This window comes from Acetobacter tropicalis, assembly GCF_030644465.1.
Taxonomy (GTDB): domain Bacteria; phylum Pseudomonadota; class Alphaproteobacteria; order Acetobacterales; family Acetobacteraceae; genus Acetobacter; species Acetobacter tropicalis.
On the sequence record NZ_JAUYUW010000001.1, the window covers coordinates 1,126,132 to 1,140,771 of the forward strand.

The 14,640-nt window shown below is 60.0% G+C and carries 13 protein-coding genes; 10 read left to right on the plus strand and 3 right to left on the minus strand.

Annotated features, from left to right (window positions below; translation table 11 throughout):
* The first annotated feature begins 126 nt into the window (after window positions 1-126).
* The 5 genes from QWU00_RS05090 to QWU00_RS05110 all read left to right on the plus strand — a co-directional run bounded on the left by QWU00_RS05090 (window position 127) and on the right by QWU00_RS05110 (window position 6,833).
* On the plus strand, window positions 127-1,008 hold the full coding sequence (locus tag QWU00_RS05090; RefSeq protein ID WP_035378319.1) for a CPBP family intramembrane glutamic endopeptidase: 882 nt from the start codon (window positions 127-129) through the stop codon (window positions 1,006-1,008).
* Window positions 1,009-1,215: 207 nt separating this feature from the next.
* Window positions 1,216-3,459: a hypothetical protein gene (locus tag QWU00_RS05095; RefSeq protein ID WP_035378318.1), complete on the plus strand. Its 2,244-nt coding sequence runs from the start codon at window positions 1,216-1,218 to the stop codon at window positions 3,457-3,459.
* Window positions 3,460-3,500: 41 nt separating this feature from the next.
* Window positions 3,501-4,193: a YoaK family protein gene (locus QWU00_RS05100; protein WP_081938961.1), complete on the plus strand. Its 693-nt coding sequence runs from the start codon at window positions 3,501-3,503 to the stop codon at window positions 4,191-4,193.
* 133 nt (window positions 4,194-4,326) lie between these two features.
* Window positions 4,327-5,172 (plus strand): hypothetical protein, encoded by an 846-nt coding sequence (locus tag QWU00_RS05105; protein WP_052051184.1) that lies wholly within the window; start codon window positions 4,327-4,329, stop codon window positions 5,170-5,172.
* A gap of 119 nt (window positions 5,173-5,291) precedes the next feature.
* Window positions 5,292-6,833, plus strand: a complete 1,542-nt coding sequence (locus QWU00_RS05110) for a glucosyltransferase domain-containing protein (RefSeq protein WP_304651028.1) — start codon at window positions 5,292-5,294, stop codon at window positions 6,831-6,833.
* Window positions 6,834-6,939: 106 nt separating this feature from the next.
* Here QWU00_RS05110 and QWU00_RS05115 read toward each other — a convergent pair whose 3' ends face one another.
* From QWU00_RS05115 to QWU00_RS05125, 3 genes are all read right to left on the minus strand, one after another.
* Complete coding sequence (locus QWU00_RS05115; protein WP_035378313.1) at window positions 6,940-8,007, minus strand: glycosyltransferase; 1,068 nt, start codon at window positions 8,005-8,007, stop codon at window positions 6,940-6,942.
* Window positions 8,008-8,383: 376 nt separating this feature from the next.
* On the minus strand, window positions 8,384-9,448 hold the full coding sequence (locus tag QWU00_RS05120; RefSeq protein ID WP_035378311.1) for an ELM1/GtrOC1 family putative glycosyltransferase: 1,065 nt from the start codon (window positions 9,446-9,448) through the stop codon (window positions 8,384-8,386).
* A complete protein-coding gene (locus QWU00_RS05125; RefSeq protein ID WP_052051183.1) occupies window positions 9,445-10,806 on the minus strand; it encodes a lipopolysaccharide biosynthesis protein in 1,362 nt (453 codons plus the stop codon). Before QWU00_RS05125 ends, QWU00_RS05120 begins: the two co-directional genes overlap by 4 nt.
* 366 nt (window positions 10,807-11,172) lie before the next feature.
* Between QWU00_RS05125 and pqqA the strand changes: the two genes are divergently transcribed.
* From pqqA to pqqE, 5 genes are all read left to right on the plus strand, one after another.
* Window positions 11,173-11,253 (plus strand): pyrroloquinoline quinone precursor peptide PqqA, encoded by an 81-nt coding sequence (gene pqqA / locus QWU00_RS05130; protein ID WP_035378309.1) that lies wholly within the window; start codon window positions 11,173-11,175, stop codon window positions 11,251-11,253.
* 68 nt (window positions 11,254-11,321) lie between these two features.
* Complete coding sequence (gene pqqB, locus QWU00_RS05135; RefSeq protein WP_035378307.1) at window positions 11,322-12,233, plus strand: pyrroloquinoline quinone biosynthesis protein PqqB; 912 nt, start codon at window positions 11,322-11,324, stop codon at window positions 12,231-12,233.
* Window positions 12,230-12,970 carry a pyrroloquinoline-quinone synthase PqqC gene (gene pqqC, locus QWU00_RS05140; RefSeq protein WP_035378305.1) on the plus strand — a complete coding sequence of 247 codons (741 nt, stop codon included), beginning with the start codon at window positions 12,230-12,232 and terminating at the stop codon, window positions 12,968-12,970. Before pqqB ends, pqqC begins: the two co-directional genes overlap by 4 nt.
* A gap of 266 nt (window positions 12,971-13,236) precedes the next feature.
* On the plus strand, window positions 13,237-13,509 hold the full coding sequence (gene pqqD / locus QWU00_RS05145; RefSeq protein ID WP_006560022.1) for a pyrroloquinoline quinone biosynthesis peptide chaperone PqqD: 273 nt from the start codon (window positions 13,237-13,239) through the stop codon (window positions 13,507-13,509).
* Window positions 13,506-14,603 carry a pyrroloquinoline quinone biosynthesis protein PqqE gene (pqqE, locus tag QWU00_RS05150; protein ID WP_035378303.1) on the plus strand — a complete coding sequence of 366 codons (1,098 nt, stop codon included), beginning with the start codon at window positions 13,506-13,508 and terminating at the stop codon, window positions 14,601-14,603. Before pqqD ends, pqqE begins: the two co-directional genes overlap by 4 nt.
* Window positions 14,604-14,640: the final 37 nt, after the last annotated feature.

The following is a 14,640-nucleotide window of genomic DNA, read 5'->3' on the forward strand; positions in this document are numbered from 1 at the left end:
ACGGTGGCCCCGCAGCCGCTATACCGTTCCGATATAGTTATAATTGAGTGTATCTTGGTGCGCCCTTTGTTCAGAACATGGCGGAGCATGCATGAATAGATAAGGGTTTTGAGAATGCGCAGGACAATGAAATATATTTGGCCTGCCGCACTGTTTTTTCTCCTCACAATTCCGGTGGTGTTATCCCTTCATAACCCCCACGTTCTGGCGCACATTTTCCACACGTCTTTATCTGGTGGGTCTCAGGCACTCATTGAGCTTATGGATTTCGTGTTTACGGAAATCCTGATGTTTTTGGCCGTGCTTACGGTAACGATCATTTTCGCGGTTTGTGATCGGAAAAATGCCGCGTTCTGTGGCCTGCCCTTAAACAAAACGGGTAGCCTGCGTTTTTTATACGGTTGCGCCCTTTCCGCGGTAGGTATGCTGTTACTGGGCGGTTTTGAATATGCTTTTGGCGGTTTCCATATAACCGGGCTGGTCTGGCCTGCGACGACAACCTTGCTGATCACGGTGGTTTCAGCCTGCTGGCTGCTGCTTGTTGCCATGACAGAGGAATTGTGGTTCCGGGGCTACCCCCTGCAAAAGCTGGAATGTGGCATGGGGTGGTGGGGAGCCGCCATAACAACCTCTTTAGTGTTCGCGCTTTGCCACTTACACAATCAGGGCGAAAACATTGTTGAGATCGTCCTGATTTTCCTCTCCGGTATGTTGCTGTGCGGGCTGCGGCGTCTGTCAGGCTCGCTGTGGCTTGGCATCGGGGCACACGCCACGGCGGACCTTGCTGGCATTATCCTCGGTATGCCCGGGCATGACTTGACGCATAGCCCCATGCAGATTGTCTATCTTTCAACCTCGGGCTCTCCTTTGGTTACGGGTGGCGAGAACGGCGTGATGTTCAGTCTGCCCGGAATTGCCAGCCAGTTTCTGATGATGCTGGTACCGATCCTGCTGTTCAAACCCTACCGGCAGCGTACAAAGACCACCGTTCTTTCAACATCCCTGTAAGGGCCGCCCGCATAGTTTGAACCGCACGGAGCCAACGCTTCCCCTTACCACTGGCGGAGTTTCAGCCATTTTGTGGAACGCCGCCGCTTCTGGTGTGCAAGCCGGAGGAGGCGGCTTGAGATGTCTTGACCATATTGAGGGGTATCTTCTTGCCTTACTGATGCGCGCCTGCCCCGCGTGGCCTTTGGTTGACGCCGGAACAGGGGGTTGGCACAGACGGAAGGGGTAGTCTGGCAGGCGGGGACATTGCTTTTGAAAACGGCAGGACAGGGTTCCGGCACGGGGCATGTTGGAAAAAAACGGTTCTCAGGTCTGGTGGTCTGTCTGCTTGTGGGGCTGATTACGGCGGGGCTTTGCCGCAGTTTTCAGGTCGCGGCCTTTGTGCCGCCGGATGCCGACCGCGCCACGCCTGCCGTAGTGGCGGAAGCCCTGTTGACCCATGGTCTGACAGCACTGAACGCGTGGCACGGCACACAGGATAACTGGCTCCTTTCTGTCATTGTGCCGCAATTTCCGTTTTATGCCCTGTTGGGGCAGCAACCATGGCTACCTGCCCTGTGTGGGTGGCTGGGGTTTGTGGCAACCTGCGCCCTGTGCGGGGTGCTTGTAATGCTGGCCTCCGCCCCCCGGCCTGCCGCATGGCGAATGGGGCTGGGGCTGTTTGGCGTGCTGCTGTTTCTCAACCCTTTGGCGTTGGGGCCTGTGGGGTTTCTGGCGCATCCGGCCAGCCATGGCATGACATGCTTCTGGGGGCTGGCAGCCCTTGTACCGTGCATGCTGGTGCTCAAGGGGGCCTCCCGCTGGCTGCTGGCGTTGACAACATTGTTGCTGCTGGTGGCCGCGATCTCTGACCCATGGGCACGGGCCGCGTTTGTTCTCCCTCTCACACTCGCAGGGGTAGGGCTGAGCCTTTTGCCCTCCGCACCGCAGCACAGAAAAACCGCGCTGTGGCTTATTGCCAGCACTCTGCCCGTATGGCTGGCGGGAGCACATGGGTTTGGACTGTTTCCGGGCATTCCGGGCACGCAGTTTACCAAAGGACCGCTGGCGGACATTCCTCATCATGCCGCACTCGGCTTTTCTGGTCTGGCGATTTTACTGCATATGGTTCCGGGCACCTCTGCTCTGTCGCAGCCATGGGCTCGGTGGGGTGATCTTGCAGGGTTGTGTGGTCTGGGCGTGCTGGCGAGCATTTGCCTTACCCGCTCTTCCTTCCAAAAAACGGTTCCACACACGCGGGTTTTTCTGGCGCTGTTCTGCATTCTTTCGCTGGGGGGTACGTTTTCCGCATTTTGCCTCTCCGCGTTGGCAACGGATTTGAACACCACGCGGCTACTGGGGCAGTTTGCGTTTCTGGTGCCTCTTCTGCTGGCACTTGCCCTGCCTGACGCAGCCTGCGTGCGCAAAACCCGTGATAAAAACAGAAACAACGCAGAAGGCCTGAGCAACCCTGTGCCGGAGGAGGCCACCCCCTCTCCCCAAGATGTCGCGCGTCTGAGCACCGGCAACGGGTGGGCGATGGCGCTGCGCGCCACATTGGCCTGCGCGGGGGCCGGGTTTGTGCTGGCGGGCCTGTTTCCCGCAGCAGACATGCGGTCAGCACAAGATGAGAGTATGGCGCGGTTCAAAGGGCTTTTTGCCTTTTTGCAAACCAACGGGCTTACGCAGGGATATGGCGCTTACTGGGCCACGCAGGCCAATGCCAGCCGTCTGCTGAGCGCAGGAGCCGTGACCATTCGGCCAGTGGCGCTGAAAGGGGGAAACCTGATCCAACCCCGTGATGAACAGGTTTTTGATGCCTGGTACCGACCGGAAGACCATACCCAGAACAGCCGTGGGACACAGCCCCCTGCTGCCATGAGAGAGTTTTTTATTGCCCTGCCTGATCAGGAGCTCTGCGCTAACAGGGAGAGCTGCATGGATCTGGCCCGCCGCAGTTTTGGCCCCCCGGATGAAACAGTGATGTGGGACAATACGCCTGTCATGATATGGCACAAAGCCCTGTTTCCCCCTGAACCTCTTGCTGAAAACAGGCAGCGCGCACCAGAACTTTTGTATGATCACGCGCAGAATACTGCCATTGCGGTCACACCTCAGACCGCGCCAGCCATGCTGTGGCGGGGGTGGGCCAGTGTGGGGCCGGATGGTGCATGGAGCGGCGCACAACAGGCTGGCATCATGGTGCGGCTGACAGGCCCCTCTGCCCCCCTGTGTCTGACAATGCACGCAAGCGGCCGGTCTTCTGCTCCGCCCCAACCTGTCACGCTGTTGCGGGATGGAACGGCCGTAGCCCAATGGGCCGTGCATGCCGGGACGGCTACCCCCTATTGCACCGGCCCTTTGCCAGCGGGTGATGCCTATCTGGTGCTGGAACGTGCGCCCCCACCATATGATAACCAGCGGCTTCTGCCCGGTATTCTGCTCTCCACCCTCAGCCGCCCGCACGGTTGAGCCGTCCCTGACGCGCAACAGATAAATAAGAAAGACCCGCCATGGCCCAGATACCGGCCCAGTCCTTTGCCCCTGTTTCCCGCTCTGCCCAACGCATTGCGCTGCTGGGCATGATTGCGGGTTACGGCAATGCGCTGGGGTTTGTGGAGCTGGGCGGCGTGTTTGTCGGCGCCATGACCGGCAACACCACGGACATGGGGGCCGCACTGGCCAGCGGAGACTGGGGGCACGGGCTGAAAGTGGCTGCCATTGTGGCCGTGTTTTTTAGCAGTGCTGTTCTGGCGGGTCTTGTACGACGGCTGGGGGTGCCTGCACGCGGCTTTCTGATTATGGCGGGGCTGCTGGTGCTGACACAGGCTGTACAGGGCCACCCCGCCCAGCGTGTGTGTGAACTGCTGTTTCTGCCCGCCTTCATGGCCGTGCAGGGTGAGACGATTTCCCGTTTTTCCGGTACAGCCATCCAGACCATTGTGGTCACCAGCAATCTGTTGAAATGCGCCTCCGCCGTGGCGGGATGGCTGGCCAGCCTGTGGCCCGGCAGCACTGCCCAACGCCCGGCGCGTGGTGCAATTCTGTTGCCGGGCATGGCATGGGTGGCGTTCTTTATAGGAGCCATGGCGGCAACCTGCGCCTTGCGGCTGCACGCCCCCCTGCCCTTTGTATGGCCGCTGCCTCTTCTGGCCGTTCTCTATGCTGATCTGGGCCATGCCGAGCGCCAGCATGAGCCGGAATAAGAACCCACTTCTGCCATAGAAAAGATCTGGCATGAGAAAGAGGAGGAAATGCAACGCTGCGTAACATTCCTTTCCTGGCGCAAGATGCTACAGTAAAGGGCATATTTTCTTCAGCCGGACATTTCTGCCCCCCATGACGTTCCGCCTTCGCCGTGCCCTGAGCCCCATTCCTTCTGCGCTGCTTTCTGGCATGCCTGCCTCTGTTGCCGCACGAAAGGCCGTGGTTGCGGGGATATTGTTGCCTGCACTCAGCCTGACAGGATGCGGGTATTTTGATTCCCGCACTGCCCACCGCGCCCAGCTTTCCCTTATTGGTATGAGCAGCAGTGATGTGCAGGGGTGCATAGGCGTGCCGGACAAGGTAAAAAAGCTGGAAGACGGCACGGAAGTTTATGAATATTCACGCACACTGAATATTCCCGCCACCAATGATTCCACCTTTATCCCGCTGCAATCCATGGTGAATATTGTAGAAACCACCTTGGGGGGTGCTGGCAAGACCTGCATTGCCGATATCCGCGTTGCCAATGGCGAGGTGGTGGACCTGCATTACAGTGGCGACAATGATGAAATTCTTGGCGCGGATGGCGTGTGTTCCGTCATTACGCGCGGCTGTGTACGCCGCCCCATGCCGGATATGCAGAAAGTCTCCAACAGTCCGTTAGGTCCGGTTTCCGGCTTCAGGCAACCGCAGATCAAAGGGCAGACCATCCTGCACGCCTCCACCATGATGAATGCGCAGGGAGCCGCCGCGCAGGCAACGGGTGTAAACACCGGCACAGCCGTTACCGGAGGGGTGCCGCAAGCTACCGTAGCGGGCAGCAACACTGGTGCTTCGGGCACGGTGAGCACGGGCACAAGCCTGGGCAACGCGGCAGCAGGGGGGGCTGCTCAGGCCGCCGTCCAGAATGCAGGGGTTGCCAACCCTGTGACCATTCCGGGCACATTAGCCGCGCAACCGGCTACGGTTTCCCATTAACCACTGCTTTTTCCTCATCATTTCCCACGCCGCCCCAGTGTGACACACCGACGCTGCCTTTCCTGTGTCACTCGGGCCACGCGGTATCAGGACGCAGCATGGAAGCAGAGCATCACGGCATGACAACACACCGCCTCTCCCATCTGGACGCCTGGGCACAAAACGGCTGGATGGCACTGGTGCAGACACGCATCCCGCTTTTGCTCACGGTGGTGCTGGGGCTGTGCGTGTATGGCGGGTTTGTCTTTGTGCCCGGCATGCATATTGATGATGAAGTCTATGCCGTTTACGGTTTTGTGGACCACGATATTGCGCTGGGCCGCTTTATCATGGCGTTCATACGGGCTTTTATTCTGCCCGGCCCCTTCAACGGTTATTTCACGGCACTGCTGGCGGTGGGGATGCTTTGCTGTTCCGCCGTGACATTTGCCTGCACCCTGTTCAGGGATCAACTGGCGCGTAACGTGTGCGCAACGCTGTGCGTGGTGTTTCCACAATTCTGTTACCAGATGGAATTCCATTTGCAGGAAGCCATCATTCCGCTGGGCTATCTGCTGTCTATTGGCGCGTTTATTCCCCTTCCCGCCATAGCCCGCGCACGCAGCGCACTCCAAGCGTGTCTGCTGGCAGCGTCCTCCGTTGGGCTGATGGTATTGGCCGCAGGTATTTACCAGCCCATTATTGTCTTTCCTGCCTGCATGAGCCTGTTTTACGCCCTTACCATGCTGCTGAACGGGCGGGAGATCAGGCCAGCCTGTATGCTGATTGGCCTGACTGCCCTGTTATCCGGTCTGGCGCTTGGGGTGTATTATGAAGCCGCGCATCTGGTGTTACGCCTGACGGGCGTGCCCAGCGCCGGAGCGTATTTTGTCGCGCAGGTTGGCTGGCTGCATCTGCCCTTCCGCACGGCGCTGCATTATGTGCTGCATGTGCCGGCAGAGGCTGCAAAAGGCCATAATTATTATGGGGAAATGCTGTATGATACCAGTCTGCTTCCGCTGGCATTTCTGGCCATGCGGGCCATCCGCGCTGGCCTGCTGCGCGGTGGGATGATCCTGATACTGGCGCTACTATTACTCTGTTTTCCCTACATTCTGCCGCTCGCTCTGGCACAGGGGCAGGCAGGCCGCACCTTTATCATTCAGGGGGCGTGTTTTGGCGGCCTTTGGGCGCTGGGGCTGCAAAACCTGCTGAAGAACAGCACCCAGCCCCTGCGCAGGGTAAGCGCGGGGTTGGTGGTGGCGCTGTTCACGCTTCTGGGCAGCCACATTGCCAGCCGACTGGCCTTTGCTGATTATATTCAGTGGCAGGCGGACACATCTGTCTCCACGCGCATTATTGCTGATATTTATAGAAAATATCCAGACTTTAATGAAAACAGGACGCCGGTTTATTTTTATGGTCCCTACCGCAGACATAATTTCTGGCAGCACGACCATTATGATGCCTTTGGCCAATCCTTTCTGGCATGGGATGAGGGAAATACGGACCGGATTACGGCCTTCATGACCATAAGCGGACTGGCCAACCTGCATCCCCCCGATGCCCCGGCACGGCCCCGGCTGGAAGAAATTGCCCGGACCCTGCCCGTCTGGCCGCAGCCGGATGCTATTCAACGCCGTGAGAACACCCTGATCATCCGCTTGGGCACCCGCCCTTGAGGACGCTTGACCTCTTCGGGCAGGGGAGAATCACCTTCCGGGCATGAGTGCGGGAAACAGGCGTCCGCTGGCTATGTGTTTTTTGAGTAATAGAAAACCGTAGGAATTACAGTGATGTCTCGGCTCTGACAGAATGGACAAGAGTGTTATCAAACCGTTCTGCTTCTCCATCCCGAATGGCCTTGCGGATCAGGTGCCAGCGGCGGAGCATGCGCAAAGGATGGCGCAGGTGATACCCCACGCTGCGCGGGGTGGCGCAGAACACTTTGATCAGCAAAAAGAGCGCCCGGTTCAGCCTGTAAAGAGCATGGCTGCGCACGGCGCGTTTTTCAAGAATGATGCGGTTTCTGATGGAAAAATAGGGCCTGATAGGGCCGTTTTCCGGTTGCAGCCATGGGTGCAGAATGGCTTTGCCGTCCGTCCATGAGGGTTCAAGATCTGTCAGCGTGCTTTGCTGGCAGAGCCAGATTTTGCCGCCGCCTTCTGTCAGGCGCAGGGTGAACGCATAATCATCAAAATAAAGGTAGAAACGGGCGTCTGGCAGGCCGGTTTTCTGCAACGCATCCTTGTGGAGCCACAGGCCGCCATAGCCCGCCATATCCATGGACCAGCAGGCCAGCCCATCCTGCCGCCAGTGGACCACTTTCTGCTTTTGCCACGGGCTTTGCACGGAAAAACCGAAGAAGCTGTTGGGCAGAAGGCTGTTGGGTTTATCGCGCGTAATCAGCTTCTGGTAGGTGCGTTTGTCTGGACGGTAGCTGACAAGCGCCACCTCTGGCCGTGCGCCCATCAGCCGCCAGATTTTTGCCAGAACAGCCAGCGCATCTGGCGCAGGCAGATTGTCATCATCCAACAGCCAGATGTGCCCGGTTTCCGGGCGGCCCGCTGCGGCCTCCACCCCGGCGCGGAAGCCTCCTGCAGAGCCCCTGTTTTCTGGCAAACGCACCACGCTGACACGGTCTGCACCCAACCGCGCAGGCAAGGCCGCCAACCCGGCGGCAACAGAAGTTGCGGTGCCGTTATCCACCACCACAACATGCCCAGCCCCGCAGGCCAGTGCGCCCTGCACCACCTGCTGAACCAACGCCAGACGGCTGCCATACGTAACGGTTACAGCGCAGGTCTGGCGCTGCGTGGGCTGATCGACCGGCTGATCTGGCATGGCGATGGTCAAGACAAGGCTCTCCTGTTTTTAAACGCGAGCGGTGCTGGGGTCAGCAAATGGTCGTGGAGCGTTGGCCATGAAGGAATGGGCTACTTGGTGGGGACGCAGTGCCAAACCCTGTGGGGTTGTGCCATCGGAACACGCCTGCTTGATCATGGGCTGAGGCGCGCTGGCAACGCTGGGGACCAGAGCAAAGCGTGAGGTGAACGAACTTGCAAAGACCCATTTGAGCAGGACGCAAATAGCCGCGAAAGAGGCCGCCGGCAGAAGGTATTATTCGGGTGGCCATTCCGTAAGGCGACACAAGGGCTACCGGGCCGCGAGGCATGATGAAAAGGCTGCTCATTGTGTGGTTTGCTCAGCGGCCCTCCTGCATATCGGGCAATCAGATGGCAGCCTGCATCTGTCGGGCAAAGCCGGGCAAGGCGAGAATACGGTCCCGGCACAGAGCCAGATCCCGGTCGGCACGGCCTGCTGCGGGGTGCCATGTCAGATCCTGAGCAGAAAGGCCCGGCTGGGCCAGCCGCACGTAGCCCATCCGTTGCAGCCAGGTGTGCCAGCGCGTGAAATCAGCACCACTGCCAAGCCTGCCCTGCCTGACCAAGCTGTGCCGTATGGGGCGCAGGCCGGCGGCATCTATGGCCTCCTGCAAACGGGTGGAGGCCGTATGCCGCGCAGGGAGCGGAAAGAGCCACACAGGCGCGCCGGTGCGGCAGGCATCCGCCACCATGGAGGCGCTATCCGCTGTCACCACAAAGCGGTTGCCGCTGGCCAGCAGGTTCTGGAAACGGCAGGTGTGGGGGCTGAACAGAGTCAGCGCCACATCTGTTCCCGTTGTGAGGGTTTTCAGCCAGCCGGCTTCCTCCGCTGTGGTGCGGGGGCCGGTCAGCACCTGCGCACGCTCTCCGTTGGCAGCAGCCAGACGCTGCGTGAACAGAATAAGATTGCGGGTGGAAGCCAGAGTTTGCGAGAAATGTTTGCTGGTGGCGCCGTACAGCACCACCGTGCCGCCCCGCCGTGCGCCGGGATCAGGAAAACAGGGGCGCGAGAGAGCGGCCCCGTTTAACGGCAGAGCCAGACGCAGCATGTTGGGGGCCAGAGGATAATCATCCTGTGGCAGGACAATAATCAGATCAAACGCATCCGCTGGAATGTGGCTGGGGCGGCCCAGATGCACAATAAAGGGGCGCAGGCCGGTGCCGCCTGCCTGAAGAGAGGCCATGCAACGCGCGCGCAGGGCCAGCGCCGCTTTTGCCGTATTGCCAAAAGAAAGAATAAGCCGCAGCGCCGAGAGGTCTGGCACAACGGGCGGCAGGGTAAACCCCTCCTCCAATGGCAGAAAGGTAAAGGGCATGCCCAGCGTTTGGGCCAGAACGCGGCACTGCGCCATCTCTCCCAGACGGCCAGTATCAAGAATCCAGACTGGGGCTTCAGGATTGAAAAAGGTCACTCTTCTGCCTCGCGGGTTGGGGAGGACGGAGCGGCATCTTCCTGAGCATTTTGGAAGTTTTTGTGGCGGTTCATGACAAGATACGGACCAAGACGCGTGAGGAAAATACCAAGTTCACTCAATAACGTGGCAAGGCCCGCCCCGGTCATGCCCCAAACGGAAGCCAGCCAGTACAGAAACGGGAGGGAGACGCACATGGTGGCCACCCGGCCCAGCAGAAGCTGATGCGCGCGGTTAAGGGAGACCAGAATGGGTTCCAGCGGGACATCCCACAGATCAAGAATGGCGGTGGTGGTCATAAGCAGCAGCAGGGTGCGGGTGCCGGACCACGGCACCGTAAGCAGCACATGCAAAAGCCACGGCCCCACAAAGGCCGCCGCCAGAATAACCACCACAGAGAACGCCCCCAGCGCTTGCAGGATGCGGTTTGTGACCTGCCGGATGGACGCCCAATCCCGTTTATCCCGCAGGGCGACGAGTTCTGGATACAAAGCGGGGGTCATCATTTGCGCGGGGCGGGCCATGCCGTCCGATATCTGCCAGGTGACATTATAAATGGCAGCGCTCTGCGGCCCCAGCACAATGCCCACCACCAGCACCGTAAGCCGTGTGGACAGGCGGGAGAGCGCCTGATCGACACTGACGGAGAATGTAAAGCGCCACAGCCCCTTGATGGGACTGAGCCACGGAACGCCCAGCAGACGGAACCCCTTGAGCCCATCTGTATGGCCCAGCACCCAGAGGGCAATGACTCCATCCAGCGCAAAGGCCGCAACAAAGGACGAGTACCACAGGGCCAGAAAATCCTGGAGGGTCCAGTGTAGAACAAACCCGGCAATACAGCCCAGAAAACGGACGATACCGCTGAGCGCATCCGCCAGCACGGAAAGCTCGTACCTATTGGTCAGCCGCATGACACCCAGCGCGGAGCCGGTGTTCATAAACAGCACGACTGTCAGATACCACAGCGGCATGCGGCCATAGGATTCCGGCCAGCCAAAAGCATGCCCCAGCCAGAGGCTGCATAACAGCGCGATAGTCAGGGCGATGAGCGCCCCCATTCCATCCAGCACGGCGCAATGGCGCATGAGGGTTTGGAATGCGGTTTTATCCGCCCGTTTGAACAGGGCGTTGCCGTATTGCAGCAGCGGCTGCCAGGACTGAAACCGCGTCCCCACGGAGCAGGAGCTGGTGAAGGAATTGATCAGCAGCAGAATGCCGTATTCTTCCAGCCCAAGGGCGCGCACGGCCAGCGCCGTACTGCCCAGCGCAAGTGCCGCTGTGGCGCCCTTGCCGGTGAGCAGGTACCCCGTATTGCGGAAAACCCGAGCAAAAAGCGCTCTGACCCGATTATTCATCCACCCTCGCGTCCGGCACGGCGCACCATATCCTGCATGGAGCCTTCTTTCTGCCTAATGTTCTGTATGGTCTGCACCATGGGGAGAGACAGCTACGTTCTGCTGTAGTGGGTATGGGTTTAAAAGCCAGAGGCAGCCGTGGCAAATCCTGTATGGCAAAAAGGAGCCTGCCCCCAGCCGTTCCGGCAAGGCGGCGGCGATAATCACAGTTCCGTGAAGACTCGGTTGAAAGCCAGATTCCGGGCGGAAAAAGGTTGCACTGTGCCCGTTTTTCCTCACACTCCGCCTGTATGCAGCCTGCTGGGCGGCCTGTCCGTGCGGGGGCTGCATTAAACTCTATCCATGACGCAGACAGGGAGAGCCATCATGGCCTGGACCGCACCGAAAATCACCGAAATTCCTCTGGGCGCTGAAATCAACAGCTACGTTTGCGGCCAGAAGAAATAAGTCTCTCCACCGCCAGCATTGCGGGTTCCTTACTCGCGCTGGCGGTCTTTTTTCTCTAAAAGCAGCCCATGCTTGATATCATCGTTCTTGGCGCTGCCGCTGGCGGGGGCTTCCCGCAATGGAATTCAAACGCACCGGGTTGCAACCGCGCCCGCGCAGGTGACCCTACAGCCCCGGCCCGTACCCAGGCCTCCATCGCGGTAAGCGGGGATGGCGCACAATGGTACGTGCTCAATGCCTCGCCCGACCTACGGGCCCAAATCAACCAGACCCCTGCCCTGCACCCCAAAACGGGGTTACGCTCCACCCCCATTGCCGGTGTGGTGCTGACCAGTGGTGAAATTGACACCATAACCGGGCTTCTGACCCTGCGGGAAAAACAGGCGTTTGACCTGTATGCCGCCGCCCCGGTGCTGGCGCAGCTTGACGCCAACCCCATTTTTGAAGCGCTGGACCGCACATTGGTGCCCCGCCACGCCATGGTGCTGGATCAGCCCCTGACCCTGAAACCCGCGGGCTTTACCATCACGCCGTTTGCCGTGCCCGGCAAAGTGCCCCTGTATGCGGAACAGGGCGCCAACCCGGCGGAAGTGAAGACAGATGGCGAGACCATTGGGCTGGAACTGTCTGACGGCACACACCGCGCCCTGTTCATTCCCGGTTGCGCGGTGATGACAGACGCCCTGCGCACCCGCATGGACGGCGCTGATGCGGTGTTCTTTGACGGCACCCTCTGGACGGATGATGAGATGGTGCGCGCCGGGCTTGGGGTTAAAACCGGCAAGCGCATGGGCCATATGTCCGTTGCGGATGAGCCTGATGGCACCATGGCTGCTTTCCGCCCCCTGCATATTGGCCGCAAGATTCTGATCCATATCAACAATTCCAACCCCATTCTTCTGTCTGACTCACCAGAACGCAAAGAGGTGGAACAGGCGGGATGGGACGTCGCCTTTGACGGCATGAGGGTAACATTATGACCAACCGCCTGCTTTCCCCCGCTGAACTGGAAGCCGCCCTGCGTGCCATTGGTGCGGAACGCTACCACAACCTGCACCCCTTTCACCGGGCGCTGCATGATGGAAAGCTGACCAAGGGGCAGGTGCAGGCGTGGGCGCTGAACCGCTATTATTATCAGGCCAGCATCCCCGCCAAGGATGCCACCCTGCTGGCCCGCCTGCCCACGGCGGAACTGCGGCGCGAATGGCGGCGGCGGCTGATTGACCATGATGGCACGGAACCCGGCACCGGCGGCGTGGCCCGCTGGCTGAAGCTGACGGATGGGCTGGGGCTGGACCGTGCGTACGTGGAATCGCTCGATGGGTTGCTGCCCGGCACTCGCTTTGCGGTGGAAGCCTATGTGCATTTTGTGCGCGAGCGCTCCATTCTGGAAGCCATTGCCTCCTCCCTGACGGAACTGTTCTCCCCCACCATCATTAGCGAACGTGTGTCCGGCATGTTGCGCAACTATGATTTTGTGACGGAAGAAACGCTGGCCTATTTCACGCCGCGCCTGACGCAGGCCCCGCAGGACTCCGCCTTCGCGTTGGCTTATGTGAAAGAACATGCCCGCACGGTTGAGCAGCAGCAGGCGGTATTGAACGCGCTTAAATTCAAGTGCGGCGTGCTATGGTCCATGTTGGATGAGCTTGATTATGCCTATGTCTCTCCCGGCAACATTCCGCCGGGTGCGTTCTGCCCGCAGGAGGATGCATGACAGCACACACCGCGCACGCACCAGAAACTGGAGCGGGAGCAGGAGCGACCTCCGCCGCTTCCCCTGAACCGCCCCACGCCGCCATCCCAGCCAATGCCTCGCCTGAGAGAGCGTCCGCTCCTGTAGAAAACGCTCCTGGCACTGGCACTGGCACTGGCACTGGCACTGGCACTGGCACTGGCACTGATGCGGCACAGCAAGAGGCCGCAACGGCAAGCCCCGCGAACGGCAGCGCCGGGACCGAGGGGCTGCCTGCCACGGAGGGAATGACGGAGCAGATAGTGCTGCGTTTCCGCCGTGGCACGCGGCTGCAATATGACCGTGTGCGGGAACAATGGTTTATTCAGGCGCCGGAACGGGCTTTTTTTGCTGACCCGATTGCAGCGGAAATTCTGCAACTGGTGAATGGCAAGCGCACCGTGGGGGCCATTATCAACCAGTTGTGCCAGAAATTTGCCGCCCCGCGTGAGACCATTGCGCAGGATGTGCTGCGCATGGTGCAGGAACTGGCGGACAAACAGGTATTGCAGACGGCATGACCACTGCCCCGCCCCCCATGAGCCTGCTGGCGGAACTGACGCACCGCTGCCCGCTGCAATGCCCCTATTGTTCCAACCCGCTGAAGCTGGATGTGCGTGCGGGGGAGCTTGAAACGGCAGAATGGAAGCGCGTGCTGGAAGAAGCCGCCGCCATGGGCGTGTTGCAGGTGCATTTCTCCGGCGGGGAGCCCATGGCCCGGCCTGATCTGCCGGAGTTGGTGGCACATGCGGTTGGGCTGGGGCTTTACACCAACCTGATTACGTCTGGCGTGCTGATAAACGCCACCAGCCTGAAAGCGTTGGCTGATGCCGGGCTGGACCATGTGCAGCTTTCCTTTCAGGACGCAGATGCGCAGCAGGCCGAGCGTATTGGCGGCATGGCGGGAGCACAGGCCAAAAAGCTGGAAGCGGCCCGTCTGATTGTGGAAGACGGCCTGCCCCTGACGCTGAACTTTGTTATTCACCGCCAGAACGCCGAGCGGGTGCCCGCCATGCTAGACATGGCGGACCGACTTGGCGCGCGCCGGGTGGAAATTGCGCACACCCAATATTACGGCTGGGGGTTGCTGAACCGTGATGCGCTGCTGCCCTCCCGCGCGCAGCTTGAAGAAACCGAACGCGCCGTGGCCGCCGCCCGCGCGCATTTTGGCACACGCATTGCGATCGATTTTGTAACACCCGACTACTATGCCGATCAGCCCAAGCCCTGCATGGGCGGATGGGGGCAGCGGTTCATCAATATCTCGCCCACCGGCAAGGTTCTGCCATGCCATGCGGCTGAGAGTATTCCGGGCCTCACCTTTCCTACCGTGCGGGAGGAAGGGCTTGCGGCCATCTGGCAGGATTCACCATTGTTCACCCTGTATCGGGGCACGGACTGGATGCCAGACCCCTGCCGCAGTTGCGCCTTCAAGGAAGATGACTGGGGCGGATGCCGCTGTCAGGCGCTGGCGCTGGCTGGTGATGCTGGCGCAACCGATCCTGTCTGCCATCGGGCGTCCGGCCATGGGCTGATTGAAAAAGCCATTGCGGAGCGGCCCGCCGTGCCGCCTGCGTTCCGTTATCGCCGGTATGGGGGAGCGGAGAAGGCGTAGAAACGCTTTCTCCCGGCGGGGCAAAGACGCAGCACGT

Bases quoted from the DNA above. Each gene is read 5' to 3' on its own strand.
- QWU00_RS05090 (WP_035378319.1), top strand. From the start codon at position 127: ATGAAATATATTTGGCCTGCCGCACTGTTTTTTCTCCTCACAATTCCG.
- QWU00_RS05100 (WP_081938961.1), top strand. From the start codon at position 3,501: ATGGCCCAGATACCGGCCCAGTCCTTTGCCCCTGTTTCCCGCTCTGCC.
- QWU00_RS05105 (WP_052051184.1), top strand. From the start codon at position 4,327: ATGACGTTCCGCCTTCGCCGTGCCCTGAGCCCCATTCCTTCTGCGCTG.
- QWU00_RS05110 (WP_304651028.1), top strand. From the start codon at position 5,292: ATGACAACACACCGCCTCTCCCATCTGGACGCCTGGGCACAAAACGGC.
- QWU00_RS05125 (WP_052051183.1), bottom strand. From the start codon at position 10,806: ATGAATAATCGGGTCAGAGCGCTTTTTGCTCGGGTTTTCCGCAATACG.
- pqqA (WP_035378309.1), top strand. From the start codon at position 11,173: ATGGCCTGGACCGCACCGAAAATCACCGAAATTCCTCTGGGCGCTGAA.
- pqqB (WP_035378307.1), top strand. From the start codon at position 11,322: ATGCTTGATATCATCGTTCTTGGCGCTGCCGCTGGCGGGGGCTTCCCG.
- pqqC (WP_035378305.1), top strand. From the start codon at position 12,230: ATGACCAACCGCCTGCTTTCCCCCGCTGAACTGGAAGCCGCCCTGCGT.
- pqqD (WP_006560022.1), top strand. From the start codon at position 13,237: ATGACGGAGCAGATAGTGCTGCGTTTCCGCCGTGGCACGCGGCTGCAA.
- pqqE (WP_035378303.1), top strand. From the start codon at position 13,506: ATGACCACTGCCCCGCCCCCCATGAGCCTGCTGGCGGAACTGACGCAC.